Origin of the sequence: Microbulbifer weihaiensis (assembly GCF_048323715.1) — a bacterium.
In the GTDB taxonomy this organism is placed as follows: domain Bacteria; phylum Pseudomonadota; class Gammaproteobacteria; order Pseudomonadales; family Cellvibrionaceae; genus Microbulbifer.
Map to the genome: position 1 here is coordinate 1 of NZ_JBLWFL010000035.1, position 1,160 is coordinate 1,160.

The 1,160-nt window shown below is 50.8% G+C and carries 1 protein-coding gene; it reads left to right on the forward strand.

Annotation, left to right across the window (positions count from 1 at the left end; translation table 11 throughout):
* Positions 1–176 precede the first annotated feature (176 nt).
* Positions 177–1,127: an IS110 family RNA-guided transposase gene (locus ACNKU7_RS18775; protein WP_418298520.1), complete on the forward strand. Its 951-nt coding sequence runs from the start codon at positions 177–179 to the stop codon at positions 1,125–1,127.
* The last annotated feature ends 33 nt before the right edge of the window (positions 1,128–1,160 follow it).

Genomic DNA, 1,160 nt, shown 5'->3' on the forward strand with positions numbered 1-1,160 from the left:
CCCCAAATATTCGGTAAGGTGAGACCCGTAACTTACCACCATAAGTTACCGGCCCGGCAGCCCGATGAGCGATAGGTCTAAAGACCGTTAACAAGCGTGGGCGCCGGGCCGACCCGATTTGTAAACTCGAACAGTCGAATGGGCCTCGAGCCCGAATTTAGCAAGGAAGAGTCATCATGACAAACCAAAAGCTAACGAAGTCCAGGGTTAATGTCGGTGTCGATGTTGGGAAGTGGAATTTGGATATATGCATCCATGAGAAGGAACTGGTGTGGCAGGTGGATAACACGCCAGAAGGCATCCGATCACTAATGAACCGTCTTTCACGGTATCACGTTGAACGAATCGTTATGGAAGCGACCGGTAGATATGAATTCGCGCTGGCGGAAGCTGCCTATGATAAGGGCTTACCGGTATGTGTAGCGAAGCCCGCTTCGGTCAGGAAGTATGCTGGCGCTATAGAGCAACTCGCGAAGACGGATCGTATTGATGCTCAGGTAATTGCGGAGTACGCGGCGGTAATCAAGCCACGCGTGACGCCTGAAAAAAGTAAAAATCTTATAGCTATCAAAGACTTGCTCGCCAGGCGTCGTCAGATACTGAGTCTTCGGACTCAAGAAATTAATCGTCGACACATTATGGACGGAGGGATCAAGCGCTCCTGCCGCCGACTGATAAAGTATTTTGATACTGAGATTGCCTGGGTCGAAAAGCGGCTTGAGAAGCTTGTAGACGCGGAGTCGGAATGGTCTGAGAAGCGAGAGATTCTGGAGTCCGCACCTGGTGTCGGGAAAACGCTTGCGTTCACCCTGTTAGCCGACATGCCAGAACTTGGCAGCCTGACGAACAAACAGGCGTCTGCACTCGTCGGGGTCGCACCGATGAATCGTGATAGCGGAAAGATGCGTGGGAAACGACGGATTCAGGGAGGTCGGGCTTCGGTCCGCACAACGCTATATATGGCGACACTGAGCGCGACTCAATGTAACCCTGCTATCAAGGCTTTCTACAAAAATTTAGTAGCCCAAGGGAAGCACAAGAAAGTTGCCTTGACCGCGTGCATGCGGAAATTCATTACTATTCTGAATGCGATGATTCGAGAAAAACAAGCGTGGTGTGCAACTTAAATTTTGGGTGGTTGACACCACAGTCGCTTGTTA